This window comes from Proteus sp. G2609 (genome assembly GCF_963896135.1).
GTDB lineage: Bacteria > Pseudomonadota > Gammaproteobacteria > Enterobacterales > Enterobacteriaceae > Proteus > Proteus mirabilis.
Genome location: NZ_CAWQNB010000008.1, coordinates 167,101 through 189,433, shown reverse-complemented (window position 1 = coordinate 189,433; position 22,333 = coordinate 167,101). Strand labels below are relative to the sequence as shown.

Annotated in this window: 22 protein-coding genes; 16 read left to right on the top strand and 6 right to left on the bottom strand. The window is 39.6% G+C overall.

From position 1 onward, the window contains the following. Nucleotides 1–62 precede the first annotated feature (62 nt). From znuA to lpxM, 3 genes are all read left to right on the top strand, one after another. Entirely contained in the window at nucleotides 63–1,007 is a 945-nt protein-coding gene (znuA, locus tag AACV01_RS03275) for a zinc ABC transporter substrate-binding protein ZnuA (protein ID WP_004251364.1), read from the top strand. A 12-nt stretch (nucleotides 1,008–1,019) separates the two neighbouring features. Next, entirely contained in the window at nucleotides 1,020–2,348 is a 1,329-nt protein-coding gene (gene mepM, locus AACV01_RS03270; RefSeq protein WP_004242759.1) for a murein DD-endopeptidase MepM, read from the top strand. A 106-nt stretch (nucleotides 2,349–2,454) separates the two neighbouring features. Next, nucleotides 2,455–3,429 (top strand): lauroyl-Kdo(2)-lipid IV(A) myristoyltransferase, encoded by a 975-nt coding sequence (lpxM, locus tag AACV01_RS03265; protein WP_004242762.1) that lies wholly within the window; start codon nucleotides 2,455–2,457, stop codon nucleotides 3,427–3,429. 97 nt (nucleotides 3,430–3,526) lie between these two features. Here the strand turns inward: lpxM and pyk are convergent, their stop codons facing one another. Next, the gene (gene pyk / locus AACV01_RS03260) at nucleotides 3,527–4,969 is read right to left on the bottom strand and encodes a pyruvate kinase (protein WP_004242765.1); all 1,443 of its coding nucleotides are present in this window, start codon (nucleotides 4,967–4,969) and stop codon (nucleotides 3,527–3,529) included. Between the two features lie 230 nt (nucleotides 4,970–5,199). Further along, a complete protein-coding gene (locus tag AACV01_RS03255) occupies nucleotides 5,200–6,042 on the bottom strand; it encodes a MurR/RpiR family transcriptional regulator (protein WP_012367880.1) in 843 nt (280 codons plus the stop codon). Nucleotides 6,043–6,397: 355 nt separating this feature from the next. Here AACV01_RS03255 and zwf point away from each other — a divergent pair, with 355 nt between their 5' ends. The 4 genes from zwf to AACV01_RS03235 all read left to right on the top strand — a co-directional run bounded on the left by zwf (nucleotide 6,398) and on the right by AACV01_RS03235 (nucleotide 10,386). After that, nucleotides 6,398–7,873: a glucose-6-phosphate dehydrogenase gene (gene zwf, locus AACV01_RS03250; protein ID WP_004242768.1), complete on the top strand. Its 1,476-nt coding sequence runs from the start codon at nucleotides 6,398–6,400 to the stop codon at nucleotides 7,871–7,873. 582 nt (nucleotides 7,874–8,455) lie between these two features. Then, a complete protein-coding gene (gene mdtJ / locus AACV01_RS03245; RefSeq protein ID WP_004242769.1) occupies nucleotides 8,456–8,896 on the top strand; it encodes a multidrug/spermidine efflux SMR transporter subunit MdtJ in 441 nt (146 codons plus the stop codon). Nucleotide 8,897: 1 nt separating this feature from the next. Further along, nucleotides 8,898–9,230, top strand: a complete 333-nt coding sequence (mdtI, locus tag AACV01_RS03240; protein WP_004247986.1) for a multidrug/spermidine efflux SMR transporter subunit MdtI — start codon at nucleotides 8,898–8,900, stop codon at nucleotides 9,228–9,230. A 292-nt stretch (nucleotides 9,231–9,522) separates the two neighbouring features. Further along, entirely contained in the window at nucleotides 9,523–10,386 is an 864-nt protein-coding gene (locus tag AACV01_RS03235) for an SDR family oxidoreductase (RefSeq protein ID WP_004247987.1), read from the top strand. Nucleotides 10,387–10,415: 29 nt separating this feature from the next. Here the strand turns inward: AACV01_RS03235 and AACV01_RS03230 are convergent, their stop codons facing one another. Continuing rightward, the gene (locus tag AACV01_RS03230; protein ID WP_004242773.1) at nucleotides 10,416–10,760 is read right to left on the bottom strand and encodes a RidA family protein; all 345 of its coding nucleotides are present in this window, start codon (nucleotides 10,758–10,760) and stop codon (nucleotides 10,416–10,418) included. Between the two features lie 85 nt (nucleotides 10,761–10,845). On the opposite strand from AACV01_RS03230, the gene AACV01_RS03225 reads away from it, so the two are divergent. The 5 genes from AACV01_RS03225 (at nucleotide 10,846) to rnd (ending at nucleotide 17,471) form a co-directional block, all read left to right on the top strand. Continuing rightward, entirely contained in the window at nucleotides 10,846–12,783 is a 1,938-nt protein-coding gene (locus AACV01_RS03225) for an ATP-dependent DNA helicase (protein WP_020945589.1), read from the top strand. Between the two features lie 93 nt (nucleotides 12,784–12,876). Next, nucleotides 12,877–13,578: a tRNA (adenosine(37)-N6)-threonylcarbamoyltransferase complex dimerization subunit type 1 TsaB gene (gene tsaB / locus AACV01_RS03220; protein WP_020945590.1), complete on the top strand. Its 702-nt coding sequence runs from the start codon at nucleotides 12,877–12,879 to the stop codon at nucleotides 13,576–13,578. Nucleotides 13,579–13,668: 90 nt separating this feature from the next. Continuing rightward, complete coding sequence (locus AACV01_RS03215; RefSeq protein ID WP_004242776.1) at nucleotides 13,669–14,262, top strand: Slp family lipoprotein; 594 nt, start codon at nucleotides 13,669–13,671, stop codon at nucleotides 14,260–14,262. Nucleotides 14,263–14,564: 302 nt separating this feature from the next. Further along, nucleotides 14,565–16,253 (top strand): long-chain-fatty-acid--CoA ligase FadD, encoded by a 1,689-nt coding sequence (gene fadD / locus AACV01_RS03210; protein ID WP_004242778.1) that lies wholly within the window; start codon nucleotides 14,565–14,567, stop codon nucleotides 16,251–16,253. Nucleotides 16,254–16,352: 99 nt separating this feature from the next. Then, entirely contained in the window at nucleotides 16,353–17,471 is a 1,119-nt protein-coding gene (gene rnd / locus AACV01_RS03205; protein WP_004247992.1) for a ribonuclease D, read from the top strand. 273 nt (nucleotides 17,472–17,744) lie between these two features. Here rnd and minE read toward each other — a convergent pair whose 3' ends face one another. From minE to minC, 3 genes are read right to left on the bottom strand one after another with little or no spacing between them, the layout of a single operon-like run. Next, a complete protein-coding gene (gene minE / locus AACV01_RS03200) occupies nucleotides 17,745–18,014 on the bottom strand; it encodes a cell division topological specificity factor MinE (RefSeq protein ID WP_004242781.1) in 270 nt (89 codons plus the stop codon). A 3-nt stretch (nucleotides 18,015–18,017) separates the two neighbouring features. Continuing rightward, nucleotides 18,018–18,830, bottom strand: coding sequence for a septum site-determining protein MinD (gene minD, locus AACV01_RS03195; RefSeq protein ID WP_004242782.1), 813 nt, complete (start codon nucleotides 18,828–18,830; stop codon nucleotides 18,018–18,020). A 22-nt stretch (nucleotides 18,831–18,852) separates the two neighbouring features. Beyond that, entirely contained in the window at nucleotides 18,853–19,554 is a 702-nt protein-coding gene (gene minC, locus AACV01_RS03190) for a septum site-determining protein MinC (protein ID WP_020945591.1), read from the bottom strand. A gap of 133 nt (nucleotides 19,555–19,687) precedes the next feature. Here minC and AACV01_RS03185 point away from each other — a divergent pair, with 133 nt between their 5' ends. From AACV01_RS03185 to AACV01_RS03170, 4 genes are read left to right on the top strand one after another with little or no spacing between them, the layout of a single operon-like run. After that, the gene (locus tag AACV01_RS03185) at nucleotides 19,688–19,975 is read left to right on the top strand and encodes a YcgL domain-containing protein (protein ID WP_004247993.1); all 288 of its coding nucleotides are present in this window, start codon (nucleotides 19,688–19,690) and stop codon (nucleotides 19,973–19,975) included. Between the two features lie 24 nt (nucleotides 19,976–19,999). After that, a complete protein-coding gene (locus tag AACV01_RS03180) occupies nucleotides 20,000–21,127 on the top strand; it encodes a lytic murein transglycosylase (RefSeq protein WP_161682415.1) in 1,128 nt (375 codons plus the stop codon). Nucleotides 21,128–21,180: 53 nt separating this feature from the next. Next, nucleotides 21,181–21,837, top strand: a complete 657-nt coding sequence (locus AACV01_RS03175; RefSeq protein ID WP_004242786.1) for a fumarylacetoacetate hydrolase family protein — start codon at nucleotides 21,181–21,183, stop codon at nucleotides 21,835–21,837. A 33-nt stretch (nucleotides 21,838–21,870) separates the two neighbouring features. Further along, a complete protein-coding gene (locus AACV01_RS03170; protein WP_004242788.1) occupies nucleotides 21,871–22,314 on the top strand; it encodes a YcgN family cysteine cluster protein in 444 nt (147 codons plus the stop codon). Nucleotides 22,315–22,333: the final 19 nt, after the last annotated feature.

The window sequence follows — 22,333 nt, the reverse complement described above, 5'->3', positions numbered from 1 at the left end:
TGCAGAATCATTGAAACGTTATAATATAACATTTCCAATGACGTTTCACGAGAATTTTGCCTATGTTACATAAAAACAACAAATTTGCGCATGGTTTTTTAATTAAATCATGTTTAGTGACTGCTATGATAGCCTCATTTAGTTCATCTGTTCAGGCAGATGTTGTTGCTTCAATTAGGCCGATAGGGTTTATTGCGGCAGCAATTGCTGATGGTGTAACGCCAACAGAAGTTTTATTACCTGATGGGGCATCGCCACATGATTATGCATTAAAACCTTCGGATTTACGCAAAATCACCTCAGCAGATTTAATGGTATGGGTTGGGCCGGATATGGAAGTCTTTTTAGATAGACCATTAAATAGACTTAGTGACAAAAATAAGCTGGCTTTAGCGGAAACTGACAAAATAAAGTCGCTTTTATTGAAAGATGATAATGACAATGTGCATAAACATGAGGAAAATCACGAACATCATTCTCATGGTGATTATAATATGCACATCTGGTTATCACCAGAGATTGCGTTGTCGTCTGCAAAACAGATCCACGATAGGTTAGTGATGCTCTATCCAGATAAAAAAGAACTTCTGGACGTAAACCTAAGTAAATTCAGCGAACAACTCAAGCAAACAGATAAAAATCTTGTTAATATTCTGTCGCCTGTTAAAAACAAGGGTTATTTTGTCTTTCATGATGCTTATGGCTACTTCGAAAAACATTATAATTTAAAGCCATTAGGTCATTTTACGATCAACCCTGAAATACAACCAGGTGCACAGAAATTACATCAAATACGAACACAGTTGGTTGAGCAAAAAGCCACATGTATTTTTGCTGAGCCACAATTTAGGCCGACAGTAATTGAGACAGTGGCGAAAGGCACTGGAGTTAAAATGGGGGTATTAGATCCCCTAGGAAGTGGGATTGCATTAACTCAAGATAGTTATGTGAAATTCCTTACCCAATTAGCTAACCAATATGCGAGCTGCCTGAATGAAACACAATAAGGAATTAAGAACGTGCAGCAGAAGACGAGATCCATTGCACAGGTATATTTAAATTTACCCTTACCACATAAAATTATGCTTGGTTCGTTAACTGCAGCAACACTGGCTGTCGCAATATGGCGGCCAGTTGTGCTTCACACCGAACAAAGCAGAGAAGTTCCTATCAGTATTCAGACTCCCCTAACAACTCAAGGGGAAAACACCGACGATATTATCACCGACAGTAGTGATCAGCTAACAGATGAAGGACTTGTAGGTGCTGATGATGGTGTCGATACTAGCACCGCAGTGGCACAGGTTCCTCATACTTATATTGTCTCCAGTGGAGATTCATTAAGTTCGATATTAACGCAATTTGGTATCGACTCAGCCGATATTGCAACGCTCTCCAATCAAAATAAAGATCTCAGAAACCTTAAAATAGGCCAACCAATAAGTTGGAAACTTGATGATGATGGTTTATTGCAAGAGTTAAGTTGGGGCGTTTCTCGCCGAGAAACTCGTGTTTATACGCGTACGGAAACAGGTTTTACTGAAGCGAAAGAGTTCCAAAAAGGCGAATGGAAAAATAGTGTGACCACAGGGGTTATCCGTGGTAGTTTCTCTGCAAGTGCAACAAATGCTGGCTTAACTAACGCAGAAGCTCGCGCAGTGACTAAAGCTTTGCAATGGCAATTAGACTTTAGAAAATTACAAAGTGGTGATAAATTCTCAGCCCTTTTTTCTCGTGAAGTATTAGATGGTCGTACCGAACAGAGCGAACTTATTGGTGTGCGGTTACGAAGTGGTGGTAAAGATTACTATGCTTTTCTTGCTGAAGATGGCCGCTACTATGATAGCCAAGCAGGTGGTTTAGAACGTGGTTTTATGCGTTTTCCAACGGTAAAACAGTTTAGAGTCTCTTCTCAATTTAATCCTCGCCGTATCAATCCTGTCACAGGCCGTGTTGCACCGCATAAAGGGGTTGATTTTGCTATGCCTGTTGGTACGCCTGTTTTAGCTACGGGAGATGGTGAAGTCATTGTCTCTAAATACAGTGGTGCAGCAGGTAATTTTATTGCTATCCGTCATGGTAGCCAATATACCACTCGTTATATGCACTTACGCCAACTGTTAGTCAAACCGGGACAACGTGTAAAACGAGGTGATCGCATTGCACTATCCGGAAATACAGGGCGCTCCACAGGGCCACACTTACATTATGAATTATGGATCAACCAACAAGCGGTTAATCCATTAACAGCTAAATTACCCCGTGCAGATGGCCTAACAGGTAAAGAGAAGCGTGAATACTTAGCTAAAGTAAAAGAGATCATGCCTCAATTAACGTTAGATAATTGACATTAAACAAGAAGTTAAAGACATAAAAGCGGATGATTGATATCATCCGTTTTTGTTTTAATGATTTTTACGCCTATTTAGAGGTGTCAGTTCAGCGAGTTATCTGATGAATAAAGAAAAAGATACAGATAGTAAAGCGGGTTATGTACCGACTTTTCACCGCGCCTATTTGCATCCTCGTCATTGGGGAACCTGGTTTGGTGCAGGCGTATTGTGTGCATTAGCGTATATGCCGGTAAAATGGCGTGATCCGCTCCTTGCTTCTATAGGTCGTTTTGTTGGGCGTAAAGCGAAAAGTGCCAGACGTCGTGCAGATATCAATTTAAGATATTGTTTTCCTCACTGGGATAAAGCACAACGAGAAGATGTGCTTGATAAAATGTTTGAAACAGCGCCACAGTCTTTCGTGATGCTTGCAGATCTTTGTTTAAGAGGGGCTAAACACACATTACAGCGTACCTCTTGGGAAGGGATAGAGATTATAGAGCGCTTAAAAGCACAAGGGCGTAATGTTATTTTTATGGTACCGCATGGATGGGCTGTTGATGTACCTGCCATGTTATTGGCTGCTAAAGGGCAAAAAATGGCAGCAATGTTTCACCACCAAAAAGATCCGGTGACTGATTATTTATGGAATAAAGCACGTTACCATTTCGGCGGACGTTTACACTCGCGCGAAGCGGGGATAAAACCTTTTATTTCAACGGTGCGCCAAGGGTTTTGGGGGTATTATTTACCTGACCAAGATCATGGTGCCGAGCATAGTCAATTTGTGGATTTTTTTGGTACTTATAAAGCCACATTACCGGCGATTGGCCGATTAATGAAAGTATGCAGAGCGGCCATTGTGCCACTGTTTCCTGTTTACTGTCATAAAACGCATCAACTAAAGATTATTATCCGTGAGCCGATGGATGATATAGAAGGGCAAGATGATCGTTATATTGCGCGTCGGATGAATGAAGAGCTAGAAGCGTTAGTTTCACCAACACCAGAGCAATATACTTGGATCTTAAAACTATTAAAAACGCGTAAAGAGGGGGAAATAGAACCTTATGCGCGTGAGAATATCCTAGACTAGTCTATTGCTGGTGAACGAATAGGAAGATAAAAAAACGGGCACTATTTAAAGTGCCCGTTTGCCATTTTGCTATTTTGCTATAAAAGAATAAGAACGATTATTCTACGGTAAGGATACGACAAGTATTGGTACTTCCGATCGTGCCCATCTGGTCACCTTGCGTGACTAAGACTAAATCACCTGAAACTAAAAAGCCTTTTTCACATAAACGCATAATAGCTTCATTAGCGGCAGCAATACCGTCAGTATGAGTACTGCAATAAACAGGCGTAACACCTCGATAAAGTGCAGTTTGGTTTAATGTTTTCTCATGGCGTGACATAGAGAAAATAGGTAAACCGGTGCTAATTCGTGACATCATACGGGCAGTACGACCGGACTCAGTCATAGCGATAATCGCATTAACGCCTTTCATATGGTTAGCTGCATACATGGTTGACATGGCTATCGCTTCTTCAGCATTATCAAATACCATATCTAAACGGTGTTTTGATACATTGGCCGCAGGCATTTTTTCCGCGCCTAAACAGACTTGTGCCATTGCGGCTACAGTTTCAGCGGGATATTGTCCTGCTGCTGTTTCAGCCGATAACATAACGGCATCTGTACCATCTAATACCGCATTGGCGACGTCCATGACTTCTGCACGAGTTGGCATTGGGTTAGTTATCATCGATTCCATCATTTGAGTGGCTGTGATAACAACACGATTTAGCTGACGAGCACGACGGATGAGTTTTTTCTGTACCCCGACTAATTCAGGATCACCAATTTCTACGCCTAAATCACCACGGGCAACCATGACAACATCAGAAGCGAGAATGATCTCATCGATAATTTCATCATTGGCAACGGCTTCGGCACGTTCAACTTTCGCGACAATTTGGCACTCACAGCCTGCATCACGTGCTAAGCGACGTGCATAATTAAGATCTTCGCCTGTTCTTGGAAAGGAGACAGCCAGATAATCAACACCAATTTTGGCTGCAGTAATAATATCTTGTTTATCTTTTTCAGTTAATGCTTCAGCAGAAAGACCACCACCGAGTTTATTGATCCCTTTATTATTAGATAATGGGCCACCGACAGTCACTTCAGTGAAAACTTTCAGGCCTTCGACTTTAAGGACTTTTAATTGAACACGTCCATCATCAAGTAGCAAGATATCGCCAGGAACAACATCGGCAGGTAACCCTTTATAGTCAATACCGACTTTTGTTTGGTCGCCTTCGCCTTTTTCTAAATTGGCATCAAGGAGAAATTTGTCTCCCACATTAAGAAATACTTTGCCTTCTTTAAATGTCGAAACACGGATTTTCGGACCCTGCAAATCGCCTAAAATAGCAACATGGCGACCAAGTCTAGCTGCTATTTCACGGGTGCGATTAGCACGAGCAAGATGATCTTCTGCAGAGCCATGAGAGAAATTTAATCGAACAACATTTGCACCAGCAGTAATGATTTTTTCTAGGTTATTATCACGATCTGTTGCTGGGCCTAAGGTGGTAACAATTTTTGTTCTTCTGAGCCGTCTGGACATGCATTACTCCGTTGACCTTGAACGAAAGGTATTGGCTATTGGATAAAACGGAGGTAAGTAACATTCTATCCAATATGTTAAGTGAAACGCTTCAAGCTAATTGTAACATACTTAGGTGTTTTCATCATATGTGAGAGTTAGCTCGCAGTTATGCTACCATTTTTCAAAAAGTTATCTAGTCAAGGGCACACTGCTAAATGTGACTATACTAACAAATTCATTTAAAACGGTTACTTATCAAAGCGCGAATCGCGTAATGCTTCTTTGACACGCTTCAAGTTATCTCTAAATTTTGGCCCTCGGCGTAAAATAAACCCTGTAGCCAGAACATCAATAACGGTAAGTTGTGCAAGGCGAGAAATCATCGGCATGTAGATATCGGTATCTTCCGGTACATCAAGTAAGATGGGTAATGTTGCTTCGGCGGCTAATAAAGAGCCAGAAGTGGTAATCGCTATTACTGATGCATCATTTTCACGTGCAATTTTAGCAATTTCGACTAAATTTTTAGTACGACCTGTGTGAGACACAATCACCACAACATCACCGTCGATACTATTTATACAGCTCATTCGTTGCATGATAACATCATCAAAATAGGTCACGGGAATGTTGAAACGTGAGAATTTATTCATGGCATCATGTGCGACGGCGGCAGAAGCACCTAGACCAAAAAACGAGATTTTTCTTGCTTGAGTAAGAATATCGACAGCTCGATTAATAACAGCAATATCGAGATTATTTTTGACATTCTCTAAACCCGCCATCGCGGATTCAAATATTTTATTGGTATAAGCAGAGACAGAATCGGAGTCATCAATGTTACGATTGACGTAAGGTGTACCGTTGGCAATGCTTTGTGCTAATTGTAACTTAAAATCTGGAAATCCTTTTGTTGCCATGCGTCGACAAAAACGATTTACAGTGGGCTCACTAACATCAGCTGTTTTCGCCATAAGAGCGATACTTGAATGGATCACGGTTTGTGGTGTTGTTAAAACAACCTCAGCCACTTTTTTTTCTGATTTACTCAAGATGTCCAGACTAGACTGAACCCTTTCCAATATATTCATTAAATATACAGATCCTTGGCTTTGCCAATTTCAATAAAAGGAGAAATCTATAACGGTTTTATGAAAATATACTACGCATATAACAGCACTTACATCGCTGACAGCCCCTTAAAAGGGCTTTTTTCATCAAAGTATGACCTGTGTCTAACTTTCAAAGCTGAAAACAATGAACAAAACTGTTGTAAATTTACATAGAAATAGAAAAAACTAGACATAAAAAAACCGTTGGTTAATAAGATGTAAGGGGCGTTAAAGACTAAAACACGCAAGCGTATTTACTGCGTACACCCAAAAGAGTACATTAATACGAAATTATGTAACAAAATTACAAAATCTCATCATGAGGAGACGTACTATGGCAGCGATATCGACTGCTCAGGCCTGTGATCTGGTTATCTTCGGTACTAAAGGGGATCTTGCCCGTCGTAAGTTAATTCCATCACTTTATCAACTGGAAAAGGCAGGATATATTCACCCTGATACACGTATCATCGGTGTTGGTCGTGCTGATTGGGATGTAGCTGCTTATACAAATGTTGCCCATGAAGCATTACAAACTTTTTTAAAAGAAGAGATTAACCCTGAAATTTGGCAACGTTTAAGTGCTCGTCTCGATTTTTGTAATCTTGATGTCAATGAAACTGACCACTTTATTGAGTTAGCAAAACATCTAAAACAAGACAAATTACCGGCGATTTACTATTTTGCAATGCCACCAAGTACTTTCAGTGCGATGTGTAAAGGTTTGGGACATGCTAAATTAAATAAAGAGCCAAACCGTGTGGTTATGGAAAAACCACTAGGAACAGATTTAGCCTCTTCAGTTTCTATTAATGATAGTGTGGCGAAATACTTTAAAGAGAGTCAAATTTATCGTATTGACCACTACTTGGGTAAAGAAACCGTTTTAAACTTATTGGCTTTACGTTTTGCTAACTCCTTATTTGTTAATAATTGGGATAACAAAACGATAGATCATGTCCAAATCACGGTAGCAGAAGAAGTTGGTATTGAAGGACGTTGGGGGTATTTCGATCAAGCGGGTCAAATGCGTGATATGGTGCAAAATCACCTATTACAAATTTTGACGATGATCGCCATGTCACCACCTGCTGATTTAACGGCTGATAGTATCCGCCAAGAAAAAGTGAAAGTGCTGCGCTCATTACGTCGTATTGATATGACTAATGTCCGTGAAAAAACGGTTCGTGGGCAATATACGGCCGGTTTTGTACAAGGTAAAAAAGTACCGGGCTATCTGGATGAAGAGGGTGCCAATAAAGCCAGTAATACAGAGACCTTTGTTGCAATTCGTGCTGATATTGATAACTGGCGTTGGGCGGGTGTACCCTTCTATTTAAGAACCGGTAAGCGTATGCCAAGTAAATGCTCGGAAGTGGTGGTCTATTTTAAAAAACCCGCTCTGAATATTTTCAGTGAAACCTATCAAGAGTTACCACAAAATAAACTCACTATTCGTTTACAGCCTGATGAAGGTATTGATATTGAAGTGCTAAATAAGGCACCAGGTCTTGATCATAAACACCGCTTACAAACCACTAAATTAGACTTAAGTTTCTCCGAAACTTTTAATCAAACTCATTTAGCTGATGCTTATGAGCGGTTGTTGCTTGAGGCAATGCGGGGTATTCAAGCGCTATTTGTCCGCCGTGATGAAGTAGAAGAAGCATGGAAATGGGTCGATTCAATTATTAATGCATGGGAATGCGATAATGAATTACCTAAGCCATACCAAGCAGGAACATGGGGGCCGGTTGCATCTGTTGCAATGATCACTCGTGATGGCCGCTCTTGGAATGAAATTGAGTAGGGAATTTCATCGTCAGATATAGTCCCTAACTAATATAAATAACACCGTAAAATAAGAGGTCGAGTTTTGCGGTGTTTTTTTATTAAGCTTAATTACTGCGATATAAATGAATAAATTAATAACAAGTTCAGCTAAGAATTGATTAACTATGCAGTGTATTGCAATCTTCAACTTAAAACCTAAATAAAACCAATCAATTACCTAAAAAATTTTTGCAGAAGATCCTTGCTTTAAATAATTCGGCATGATAGAAATATCATGTAACATTTATCCATATTATATGAGGGTTCGGAGTATATCGTGCGGATGGTCTGCGCGATGAAAGAATAAATAATCATGACTAGCGCCAAAAGCGTAAAAGTTAAACGTTCTACTTATAAGTTATTCCTTTCTGCTATTTTATCCAGCGAACACTACTGGTGTGGCGCATTATAGAAATTTCTCATCCTACTTCCTGATATATCAGGAAATAACGTTGCCTTAACGTTCGGTTTTATACCGCCAGAAAGACTATCTGCATATTCTCTATCTTCTGCGCAAGAAACGTTTAGGCGTGCTTTAAACGTGTATGAGAGATGAAAAATGATTTATTGGATATTTTTAGTTTTAGCTATTATCTGTGAAGTGATCGGCACTTTATCAATGAAGTATGCCAGTGTCAGCGGTGGTTACACTGGTATGATCGTTATGTGGTTAATGATTGCCACTTCCTATATCTTTTTAGCCATAGCCGTAAAAAAAGTGGCATTAGGTGTAGCTTATGCACTGTGGGAAGGTATTGGAATTGTCATTATTACAACATTTAGCGTGCTTTGGTTTGGTGAATCACTGTCAGCATTAAAATTAGGTGGTTTAGCAATGTTAATTGCGGGGATCACTCTGATTAAGTCAGGCACTAAAAAATCGGCGGTTGCTAAAAAAACAACCGATTCGGTAAAAAATATTGCCGGAAAAGCCAAACAGGTTGCTACTGTGGTAAAGGGAGTTAATAAGCCAATTTCTTCTAATGTTAAAGAGGCTTAATATGTTAGCTCAATTTGAATGGTGGCATGGTGCTTTTCTTCTTCTTGCTGTTGTGCTTGAAATCGTGGCCAATATATTCTTGAAAATGTCTAACGGTTTTAGTCGTTGGGGGTTGGGAATATTGTCATTGCTTTGTGTGTTAGGCGCATTTAGTTCATTGGCAATGGCCGTAAAGGGGATAGAGCTTTCTGTTGCTTACGCACTATGGGGAGCTTTTGGTATTATTGCCACTATCGCCGCTGGGTGGATCTTATTTAATCAACGCCTAAATTATAAAGGATGGAGTGGAATTATATTATTATTAGTCGGTATGATAATGATTAAATTCGCTTAACTCTATTTTACATAGCAAAGTAAAGCATATTAAATAAAAAAAGCTAAGTTTCTTGTAAACTTAGCTTTTTTGTTTCTATAAATATCTATTAAAAACGATGTGTTTAAAATAACAAAAGTTTATATTAAAAATAACCTTACTATTTCAACACTAAAAAGAGTGAAATTTGAAGATGCAATAGAATCTATCACTAACAACGGTGAGTATATTGCATTTATTATGCTAAACGCAGTTGCTATTAATTTATCATTGATGTTACTTTTCATGATAATTAAAAAAGAAAGGAGTTGAAATGAAACGGATATTAGTCGCGGGAGCAACAGGATATTTGGGTGGTTTTTTAGTTCAAGAATTAAAAAAACAAGGATATTGGGTACGTGTTTTAGTTAGAAATCATCAACAAGCGACAAAGTTTGCTGATGTTGATGATATATTTATTGGCGAGATCACAAAACCAGAGCAACTCTCTTTGATTGCTCAAAATATTGATTGCGTGATATCAACGGTAGGGATCACTCGGCAAAAAGAAGGGTTAACCTATATGGATGTGGATTATCAGGCAAATGCCAATTTATTAGAAGAAGCGATTAAATCGAAGGTTAATAAATTTATTTATATCTCGGCTATTGATGGCGAAAAACACCGAAATCTAAAGATTTTTCAAGCAAAGGAGCGCTTTGTTGATAAATTAAAACAAGCCAATTTAGCATACTGTATTGTAAGACCTAATGGCTATTTTAGCGATATGGGGGATTTTTTACAGATGGCGGCATCAGGTAAAGTTTATTTATTTGGTGATGGCGAACAAAAAATAAATCCTATCTCTGGAAAAGATTTAGCGCAATTTATTGTCGAGAAAATGACAACCAATATAAATGAATTCACTGTAGGTGGACCGGATATTCTATCTTTGAATCAAATATGTGAACTCGCAGGAAGCGCATTAGATAAAAAAATTAAAATAATCCATTTACCCGATACGTTAAGAAAAATAACTATTTTTACGTTACGTCATTTTACGAGCCAAAAATTTTATGGGCCATTAGAGTTTTTTTTAACTTTTATGGCAAACAGTCATATTGGTATATGTTATGGGCATGATCATTTATCAAATTATTATATTGAATTAGCTGATCCGACATATAAGAGAAAATAGTACCCGCATGTGCGGGTGCTAATAAAAAATTAGAGAGCAGCGATGATTTTAATTTCTACTTTATATTCAGGATGCATGAGTTGAGCCTGAACGGTACAACGTACTGGCGCGCTCCCTTTAGCAACCCATGCATCCCATGCTTGATTCATACCTGCAAAATCGGCTTTATCTGCTAAAAATAGTGTTGCATCAAGGATCTTACTTTTATCCGATCCCACTCTTTGTAATAACACATCAATAGCAGCTAATGTATCTGCAGTTTGTTCGATTATATCCCCTGATAAGTTTTCAGGAACTGCAGTGTAATAGACAGTATCATTATAAATAACCGCTTCAGACCAACGGTCCTCTGGATCGATACGTTTTATAGTCACGATAAATTCTCCTTTGTATTAACAACGTGGGTGGTACTTTTAGCTATCCACTGGCATAATTTACGTCTTATTTTATAAAAAGAGTATGCCTGTGTCAGACGATTTTGCAGAAAACGGGATTTTAACCCGACGCGTTCCTGGATTTCATCCCCGTGAAGCTCAACGACAAATGGCGATATCAGTAACAGAGGTTATTGATAAACAAGGTGTGCTTATTGCAGAAGCGGGTACCGGGACAGGGAAAACCTATGCCTATCTTGTGCCTGCATTACGTTCTGGGAAAAAAACTATCATCTCTACCGGATCTAAGGCATTACAAGATCAACTGTATAGTCGTGATCTCCCCACCATAATAGAAGCGCTAGACTACGATGGTACAACGGCTTTATTAAAAGGTCGCTCTAATTATTTGTGTTTAGAACGTTTAGATCAGCAAATGCTCAGTGGCGGTGATTTAGAAGCAGAAGTACTTGCTGATGTTATGCATGTACGCCAATGGTCAACGCAAACAGAAGATGGTGATATTAGTCGCTGTCATAGTGTGGCGGAAGATAGCAAAGTATGGCCACTGGTGACTAGCACTAATGATAATTGTCTGGGCAGTGATTGTCCTCGCTACAAAGAGTGTTATGTATTAAGTGCCCGTAAAAATGCGTTAGCCGCTGATGTGGTGATTGTTAATCATCACCTTTTTATGGCAGATACGGTAGTAAAAGATACTGGCTTTGGTGAGCTGATCCCCGATGCGGAGATAATGATCTTCGATGAGGCGCATCAAATTCCTGATATAGCAAGCCACTATTTCGGTCAACAGCTCACTAGTCGTCAATTATTCGATCTAGCGCGCGATATGATTGTGGCGTATCGCACTGAGGTGCGTGATCAAGTGCAACTGCAAAAAAGTGCTGACCGTTTAACTCAAATGGTACAAGATTTTCGTCTTAGCTTAGGTGATACGGGTTTTCGGGGTAACTTAAGGGAACTATTACAAAATAAGGAAACCAAACGCTATTTAACCTTATTAGATGATGCGTTAGAGCTAAGTTATGATGTAATGAAGCTCTCTTTAGGGCGTAGCCAATTACTGGATAGTGCGTTTGAACGGGCAACACTTTATCGTAATCGCTTAAAACGCCTAATTGATACGACGATTGCCGGATACAGTTATTGGTTTGAAAGCTATGGTCGCCATTTTTTACTGGCGATCACGCCACTTTCGGTTGCTGATAAATTTCGTGAGCTGATAAAGTCCCATAAAAGTAGTTGGATATTTACTTCTGCAACACTCTCTGTAGATGAAAAAATGTCTTATTACACAGATAGATTAGGACTGGAAAATGCCACAACATTAATTTTAAATAGCCCATTTGATTATCAACATCAAACGTTGCTCTGTGTACCACGTTATTTACCTCCGTTAAATCAACCATACACCGCGAAGCGTTTAGCCGCTATGCTGGCTCCTGTGATCTTAAAAAATCAGGGGCGTTGTTTTTTTCTTTGTACCTCTCACGCTATGATGCGTGGATTAGCCGAAGAGTTTAAAGCCAGCTTACCACTTCCCGTGTTAATGCAAGGCGAAATGGGGAAATCGCAATTATTGAAAAAATTTGTTTCCTCAGGCAATGCGTTACTTGTTGCGACCCAAAGTTTTTGGGAAGGGGTGGATGTCAGGGGAGATACACTTTCTTGTGTGATCATTGATAAATTACCCTTTACCGCACCTGACGATCCATTATTAAGAGCACGTATTGAAGATTGTCAATTACGTGGTGGTGATGCATTTCGGGATGTACAAATCCCTGATGCGGTGATCACTCTAAAGCAAGGCGTCGGGCGTTTGATCCGCGATATACATGATTATGGTGCCATTATTGTTTGTGATGATAGATTAGTTTCAAGACCTTATGGGGAAGTGTTTTTAAGTAGTTTGCCCCCATCACCACGAACCCGTTCATTAGAAAAAACCAGTTATTTTTTAAGCCAACGGGCACAACGAAATAAAATAGTGTCGGAGTCATAATAGTGATTACATATGATGTGTATTTATTCTGTTGAATACTATTATGATATTATTCTTTCTCTTTTTACTTATTGAATCTGCCGGAGTTATGGCGTGTCACTGCGAATTTTAGCAATTGATACCGCAACTGAGTCTTGTACTGTTGCGGTTTGGAATGAAGGTGTCGTTGCTTCACGTTTTGAAATTTCACCGCGTGAACATACACAAAAAATTTTACCAATGGTGAAAAGTGCTTTAGAAGAAGCCAATTTATCACTGCAATCCTTAGATGCCCTCGCTTTTGGTCGTGGTCCGGGCAGTTTTACCGGTGTTCGCATTGGTGTCGGTGTTGCGCAAGGTATCGCACTAGGGGCTAATTTGCCACTGATTGGTATTTCTTCTCTTGCCACCATGGCAGAAGGCGTTTTTAGAACAACAGGCATTAAGCAAGTTTTAGTCGCCATTGATGCCCGTATGGGGGAAATCTACTGTGCCCAATATCAGCGTAATGACGTTGGCATTTGGTCTGGTGAAGAAACAGAAGCGGTAATGAAACCAGAACAATTTGCCGAAACGCTACAAGCTATCACAGGTCGCTGGGCAATTGCGGGTACGGGGTGGCAAGCTTATCCTGATTTAGCTTTATCATTGCCTTTTACCGTGGTTGAAACGCAAATTACTTTGCCTGCGGCACAAGATATGTTGCCACTTGCCGTTACAGCATGGCATGAAGGGAAAGCAACTAAAGTAGAAGAGGCCGAGCCTGTTTATTTACGTAATGAAGTCACTTGGAAAAAATTACCAGGACGGGAATAGATTGTTAGCGATTTTCTGTTAGAAGTGACAGAGTGACGCTATACTTATCTTAGAGTGTAACGTACTTAATGACGTACAAAGAGGTGGTTTATGAACAGACAATTAAACTACCGTTTGGTAAGTAAAGCGCTATTTTTATCTGGCGCTCTATTACTAACGGGCTGCGTCTCTATACCTGAATCTATTAAAGGGACAACAGCAACTCCTGTTACTGACTTAAATGTAGTTCTAGCGGCACCGGAGCTTTATGTCGGTCAAGAAGGTCGTTTTGGTGGGCGAGTGATTGAGGTTAAGAATCTACCTTCATCAACCCAGTTAGAAATTGCTGTGATGCCACTTTCTCACTATGATGCGGCTCCTGAGTTACAGCAACCTTCTGTTGGTCGTCTTTATGCGAATGTTACCCATTTTTTAGATCCAACAGATTATAAAAATCAGTATGTCACGGTAGTGGGTACGATCAAAGGTGTAAAAACAGGCAAAGTGGGTGAAGCCGTTTATCCATTTTTACGTATCGATGTTACAGGAATGAAACGCTGGACATTAACGCAACAAGTTATTATGCCTGCGCCTGTAATGACATGGGGATACTATGGTAATGCCCCTTATTGGTATAATTATGGCTATGGTGGCTATGGGGCATATCCATATGGCACTGGCCAAGTTGTCCCCGTTTTGGAGTAATAAACTAGAATAATCGTTAATGACGATATAATATTTTACCTTTATGAGTTTGAAACGGTGTATAATCAATGCCTGTAATATATTAGATGGCAATTATCTAATATAATTATTAAAGATGAAGACAACAAAAGAGAGGGCGGTTTTGACCGCCTTCTTTTTTGTTAAACATAAAAAGAAAAAATTTAGTGATACACTTCGCATCTTCACAACAGAAAATTGTTTGTGCTGGTAGGATGAGTTAATACTTTGTTAAAAAGAAACATAATATTAACCAAGAAGTGCGATTAATCAGGAGTACTACTTTGGAAAAAGTCTGGCTTAAACGTTATCCGGCAGATGTTCCGGCTGAAATTGACCCGGACCGTTTTGCATCTCTTGCAGAGATGCTTGAAAACGCTGTCGCAAATTACGCAGATCAACCCGCCTTTATCAATATGGGCGAGGTCATGACTTACCGCAAACTAGAAGAGCGTAGCCGTGCTTTTGCCGCTTATTTGCAAAATGGCTTAGGATTGAAAAAAGGTGATCGTGTCGCCTTAATGATGCCTAACTTACTGCAATATCCTATAGCGCTTTTCGGCATTCTTCGTGCCGGTATGGTAGTGGTCAATGTAAACCCACTCTACACACCAAGAGAGCTTGAACATCAGCTTAATGATAGTGGCGCCACAGCTATTGTCATTGTTTCTAACTTTGCCCATACGCTGGAAAAAATCGTCTTTAACACCAGCATTAAACACGTTATTTTAACACGTATGGGAGATCAGCTATCTCGTCCTAAAGCGACACTGGTTGATTTTGTGGTTAAATATATCAAGCGATTAGTCCCAAAATATAATTTGCCTGACGCGATATCATTTCGTCGAGCGATGCATTTAGGCTATCGAATGCAATATATTAAGCCAGAAATTACTGGAGATGATTTAGCCTTCTTACAATATACTGGTGGTACCACAGGAATTGCGAAAGGCGCGATGTTAACTCATCGTAATATGTTGGCTAATCTAGAACAAGCTAAAGCCGCTTATGTTCCTGCACTTAATGTAGGGAAAGAGCTGGTGGTAACCGCTTTACCCTTGTATCACGTCTTTGCTTTAACCGTGAACTGCTTGTTATTTATTGAAGTTGGCGGGAAAAACCTACTGATAACGAACCCACGAGATGTTAAAGGCACTATTAAAGAGTTATCGCGTTATCCTGTCACGGCGATTACCGGGGTAAATACACTATTTAATGCTTGGTTACATAATCCTGAGTTTCGTCAACTTGATTTTTCTAAGCTCAACCTTTCTGTTGGTGGCGGAATGCCCGTACAAAGTAGTGTTGCGAAAGAGTGGGAAGAATTAACCGGTAAGCATCTATTAGAAGGTTATGGTTTAACTGAGTGTTCGCCTTTAGTAACAGGTAACCCTTATAACCTGAAAAAATACAGTGGTAGTATTGGGCTTCCTGTACCTTCAACGGAAGTAAAATTTATGGATGATGAAGGTAATGAAGTGTCTCGCACAGAAGGCGGTGAAATGTGGGTTCGTGGCCCTCAGGTCATGAAAGGCTACTGGAATCGTCCTGATGCGACAGCAGAAGTACTACATGATGGATGGGTTGCCACAGGTGATATTGCCACAATGGATGATGAAGGCTTTATCCGCATCATTGACCGTAAAAAAGATATGATCTTGGTTTCAGGATTTAATGTCTATCCTAATGAAGTTGAAGAAGTGGTTACTGCGCACCCGAAAGTTTTAGAATCAGCAGCGATTGGTGTACCGAGTAAAAGCTCGGGTGAGACTGTGAAAATCTTTGTTGTCAAAAAAGATCCTTCATTGACAGAAGATGAACTTAAAACTCATTGTCGCCGTTACTTAACGGGTTATAAAGTACCTAAGATTATTGAGTTTCGAGAAGAGCTGCCTAAGTCAAATGTTGGTAAAATTTTACGCAGAGAATTAAGAAATGAAGAAAAACAGTTGAAAACATCAACTGGATCTTGATACAACAAAGTATAACCTTTGATAAATTCGCCGGTTTATACCGGCGTTTTTGTCTTTACGAAAAAGTCATTAGACATAAAAACACAAGAGAAACCTGTTTTGAATTATCAATTTATCACGACAAACACAGCACTAGAAGATGTCTGTAAAGCAGCGTCCGAGGTATCACAAATTGCATTAGATACAGAGTTTGTCCGTATACGCACCTATTACCCACATTTGGGGCTTATCCAAATGTACGATGGTAAACAGATCTCTCTTATTGATCCCCTGACCATTACTGAGTGGACTCCTTTTGTTGAATTATTAACTAATCCCGCAGTACTTAAATATTTGCATGCTGGAAGTGAAGATCTTGAAGTGTTTTCTCATCAATTTGGTTGTGTTCCGACACCCATGATAGACACCCAAGTCGTGGCCGCTTTTCTGGGCTATCCCATTTCTTGTGGTTTTGCCACCTTAGTAGAAAAATATGAACATATTGCTCTCGATAAAAGTGAATCACGAACAGATTGGCTGGCACGCCCATTAACCGAAAAACAGTGCCAATATGCGAGTGGTGATGTGTTTTATTTGTTACCTCTAGCGAAGAAATTAATCGCGCAGGCACAAGAAGCCGGTTATATGGACGCGATTGTTGATGAGTGTGAAATGATAGCCGAGCGTCGCCAAGAGACCGTATCACCAGAGCTTGCCTATCGCGATATTGGTAATGCATGGCAATTACGAGGTCAACAATTAGCATGCTTAAAAATGTTGGCTGAATGGCGTTTAAATCAAGCTAGAGCCCGTGATATGGCATTAAATTTTGTTGTAAGGGAAGAGCATTTATGGTCAGTAGCACGCTATTTACCGACCTCTCTTGCTGAATTAGATGCGCTTTCTCTATCGGGGCAAGAAATTCGTTGTCATGGCCGCCGCTTGTTGGATTTTGTTGCTAAAGCCAAACAGATCAAAGATGAAGATTGTCCTGAGCCTATTGGCAATTTAATTGAACAACCTAACTATAAAAAAGCCTTTAAAGCAATAAAAACGGTGATCCAAGAGGTAAGTGAAGGACAGCGTTATAACCCCGAGTTATTAGCCTCAAGAAGACAAATAAACCAATTGCTTAATATTCACTGGAAAATTAAAACAGGGGAGCCTGAATTGCTTTCACGCTGGCGTAAAGCATTATTAGCAGAAAAAATTACTGCAATTTTGGCGCAATATCCTTAATATCACGTTATATTAATTCAGGCTAAAGAGTAATTATTTAGCCTGAAATTTTCTCAAACCCAATATGAGTTTCTATCATCCTTCTATCATCCAATAAATAGCAACTCCAACTTATTATTAATGAATGTTTAAAATAGCAACAATATATAGCGCTATTTGCATATTTGTATTCAGCCAGTTTATATATAATTAAAAACACAGAGCCAAGCAAATATGTGATAGTTTATAGCTGGCTCTGTGGATCATTAGCTTATATCAGCGAATTAAATATGATCACTTAGGTGATTCTTCATTTTCAGGTAATGTCACATTTAATTCTAATACGGAGATATCATCGCCTTTCTGCTCAAACTGAACAGATAGCATATCGGGATCTATCTGCACATACTTACAGATAACACCTAATAAATCTCTTTTCATATCAGGTAAATAAGCTGGCTCAGTATCGCCACGTCGACGCTCTGCTACGATAATTTGTAGGCGCTCCTTGGCAATATTTGCTGTCGACTTTTTACGCGACAGAAAAAAATCTAATAAAGCCATCTTTTACCCCCCAAAAAGGCGTTTTAGGAAGCCTTTTTTCTCTTCTTCAATAAAACGGAATGGATGTTCTTCACCTAATAAACGATTTACTGTATCTAAATAAGCTTTACCTGCATCAGATTCACTATCAAGAATAACAGGCTCACCTTGGTTTGATGAACGTAAAACGGATTGATCTTCTGGAATAACACCCAGCAGTGGAATACATAAAATTTCTAGCACATCTTCCATACTTAACATATCACCACGGCTTACTCGGCCTGGATTATAGCGTGTTAATAGAAGATGTTCTTTAATAGGATCTTCGCCTCGTTCAGCGCGACGTGATTTAGAGGCTAAAATACCTAAAATACGGTCTGAGTCACGTACAGAGGAGACTTCTGGGTTGGTGGTGATAATGGCTTCATCTGCAAAATAGAGTGCCATAAGTGCGCCACTTTCAATCCCTGCAGGTGAATCACAAATAATAAAATCAAAACCCATTTCATCCAGTTCATCTAACACTTGCTCTACACCATCACGGGTTAAAGCGTCTTTATCTCTTGTTTGTGAAGCAGGGAGGATATAAAGGTTTTCTGTACGTTTATCTTTAATCAGGGCTTGATTTAAAGTAGCATCACCTTGAATAACATTAACAAAGTCATAAACGACTCTACGCTCACAACCCATAATTAGGTCAAGATTACGTAATCCGATATCAAAGTCGATAACAACCGTTTTATGCCCTTTTTGAGCGAGGCCGGTAGAAATGGCCGCGCTGGAAGTTGTTTTACCAACCCCACCTTTACCTGACGTAACAACAATAATGCGTGCCATGGAGTGATTCCTTGTCGATGCTCTAAATTAAGTTCTCGATTGTTAATTCATTCTCTTGCAAACTAAGTTGGACTGATTTGCCAACAAAATCTGTAGGAATTTGGTCGCTTAGCCAATATTGACCAGCAATGGAAACTAGTTCTGCAGATAAATGTGTACAAAAAATATAGCTCTCTTGGTCGCCTGATGCACCGGCAAGAACCCGTCCACGCAATACACCATAAATATGCACATTACCGTCTGCGATTAATTCAGCGCCAGCACTGACATTGCTTAACACGACTAAATCGCTGTTTGGTGCGTAAATACGTTGCCCGGAACGCACTGGTGTATGAATGATTTTGGTTTTTTGTCGTACATTTATCGGTACTTCATTCGTTTTATCGTTATTTGCCTGAGCTGTTGGCTTAGTTATTTTACCTTCATTTAGAATAGGTAACTGTGCGGCAATTATCGCTTCTTTTTGTTGAGCGTCATGACTACCACTAATTCCCACAACACGTAAGCCAGCATCTTCTACTATTCGCCTCAGTTTTTTAAAATCAATCGTTTGATCTGCGATAGCAGAGACATTGATAACAACAGGCGCATTTTTCAGAAATTGAGGCGCTTGGGCAATTTTATCTGAAATAGCCTGACGAATAACCTTCGGTGATCCATCATTTAAATGAAGTACCGAGAGGGTAAAATTACTGCCTTTTAACTCAATGGGCGTGTTTGACATCTATCTGACTCAGTAAATTTTCTATAATCTGGCACAAAAAACCAGAGACGATATTACGAAATTATATAAGCATGTTATATTTACTAAAATATTCAGGCAAGTCGCTTATTTTAATAATTAGAGTTTAATGAAAATGATTTGTGCAATTTACCGTAGTACCAAGCGTGATCAAACTTATTTATACATCGAAAAAAAAGATGATTTCTCTCGAATTCCTGAGGAATTATTACAAAGTTTTGGTGAACCACAGTTTGCAATGTTGCTAGATCTGGCGCAAAGACAGCGTTTAGCGAATGCTGACATAGAAAAAGTCAAACAAGCGTTGACTGACCAAGGTTTTTATCTACAAGTGCCACCTCCCGTCGAAAGTATGTTAAATGCTTATTTAGATGAATTAAAAAATTCAGAAAAAACTGAATAAATCATCGAGATAAAAGGAGCATAAATGTTCAAATATTCGTTCATCGCGGTGATTGTTTCTACTGTTTTGCTATCTGCTTGTGCAGATAGCCATCAGAAGAGTGCAGAAAAAAAACCTGTAACAAGTGAAATTGCCGATATTACGACATCAGCACCGGCTCGCTGGAAACAGATTGATGTTGCCTCATTTGAACAGGCTTTTCCAAAACAGTCACGGACACCTGCACAATTTCCTGCTTATGTAGATGCTTTAAAACAAAAAGCGGCTGAATTGGGTTATAAACCTGAAACTATCAATTTTGCCTTTTCGGAAATTCACTTTATTGACAGAGTGGTGAAGTCAGACCGTAATCAGCCAGAAAAGAAAATTACTTTAGATGTGTATTTACCTCGAGTGGTGACGAAAGGACGTATCGCAGAAGGGGCGAAACTTTATCAAGCTAACCAACAAACCCTAGCGCAGATCAGCAATCAATATGGTGTGCCTGCAAATTATATTGTTGCCTTATGGGGATTAGAAAGTGGTTTTGGTCGAGTACAAGGGAAAGAAGATGTTATCTCAGCACTGGCCACATTAGCTTTTGAAGGTCGCCGTGAGGCTTTGTTTAGTCGCCAATTAATGGCTGCACTTGAGATAATCGAAAATGGACATTTACCTGTAGGCCAGCGTTTAAAAGGCTCTTGGGCAGGCGCAATGGGGCAGACACAGTTTATGCCATCTTCATTTTTGACTTACGCTGCTGATGGCAATGGTGATGGCAATATTGATATATGGAATAGCCGTGAAGATGCGTTTGCTTCAGCCGCTAATTATTTAGCAACTGAGGGATGGCAACGCGATCTCCCTTGGGGGGAACAAGTCAGTTTACCTGCTAATTTTAATCAACAGTTGGAAGGTATAAAAACAGAGCAACAAAAAACGGTCGCACAATGGAAGGCGCTAGGGGTGCAATTACCCGCTAATAGCCAATTAAGTGATGATATGAAGGTATGGCTGATAATTCCTGATGATGATTTGCATAGAAGTTATTTAGTCACCCAAAATTTCCGTACTATCATGCATTGGAATAGCTCTTACTTTTTTGCTTTGAGCATTGTGACGATGGCTGATGGCGTTGCCAATAAAATAAATACACTGCCAACTCAACACTAAATCACGTTAGCAGTGACATAAAACACAGCGATTTACCTAATAAGGAAAATATTATGTATCAACATAGAGATTGGGAAGGTTCGTTGCTTGATTTTCCTGTCAATAAAGTGATTTGTGTGGGCAGTAATTATGCAAACCACATAAAAGAGATGGGCTCGGTGCGCTCTGAAGAGCCGGTTATCTTTATTAAACCAGAAACGGCGATGTGTGATATTCGCCAACCTATTGCGATCCCCAAAGAAATGGGGGCAGTGCATCATGAAATAGAGTTAGCGGTATTAATTGGTCAGCCACTGAAACAAGCCAATGAAGATAGGGTTGATCGTGCTATTGCTGGTTTTGGTGTTGGTTTAGATCTCACTTTACGTGATTTACAAAGTCAATTAAAAAAAGCGGGACAACCTTGGGAGAAAAGTAAAGCGTTTGATGGTTCAGCGCCTTTGTCGGGATTTATTCCGGTGAACTCTTTTGGTGATCCCCAAAATGTTGACTTAATGTTGAAAGTTAATGGTGAAATTCGTCAGCAAGGGAACAGTCGTGATATGCTAACGCCTGTTTTACCCCTTATCAGTTATATGTCGCGCTTTTTTACCCTTCGCCCAGGTGATGTCATTTTAACGGGAACACCAGAAGGTGTCGGTCCCTTAGCATCGGGTGATATGTTGGTATTAAGTGTCAATGAACATCAGCTGACCACACGGGTTATTTAATAATATGATGAGCAATAAGGTAATAACGTAGAGATGACACAGGCTTTTTGGCAGACAAAAACTTTGGATGAAATGAGTGATGATGAGTGGGAATCGTTATGTGACGGGTGTGGGCAGTGCTGTTTACACAAGTTAATGGATGATGATACTGATGAGATCTATTTTACTAACGTCGCTTGTAATCAGTTAAATATTAAAACTTGCCAATGCAGTAACTATGAAGATCGTTTTCGTTATGAGCCTGATTGTATCAAACTCACGCGATATAATTTGCCGACGTTTGAATGGTTACCGATGACTTGTGCTTATCGCTTATTAGCAGAAGGGAAGCCTTTAGCGGATTGGCATCCCCTTATTGCAGGTAATAAAGCAAAAATGCATCAAGGTAATATCTCAGTAAGATATATTGCTGTTCCTGAAGTGGAAGTTGAGGACTGGGAAGATCATATTCTTAATCGCCCCAAAGGACGCGGTTAATATTGCGCTCTCCCTTTGT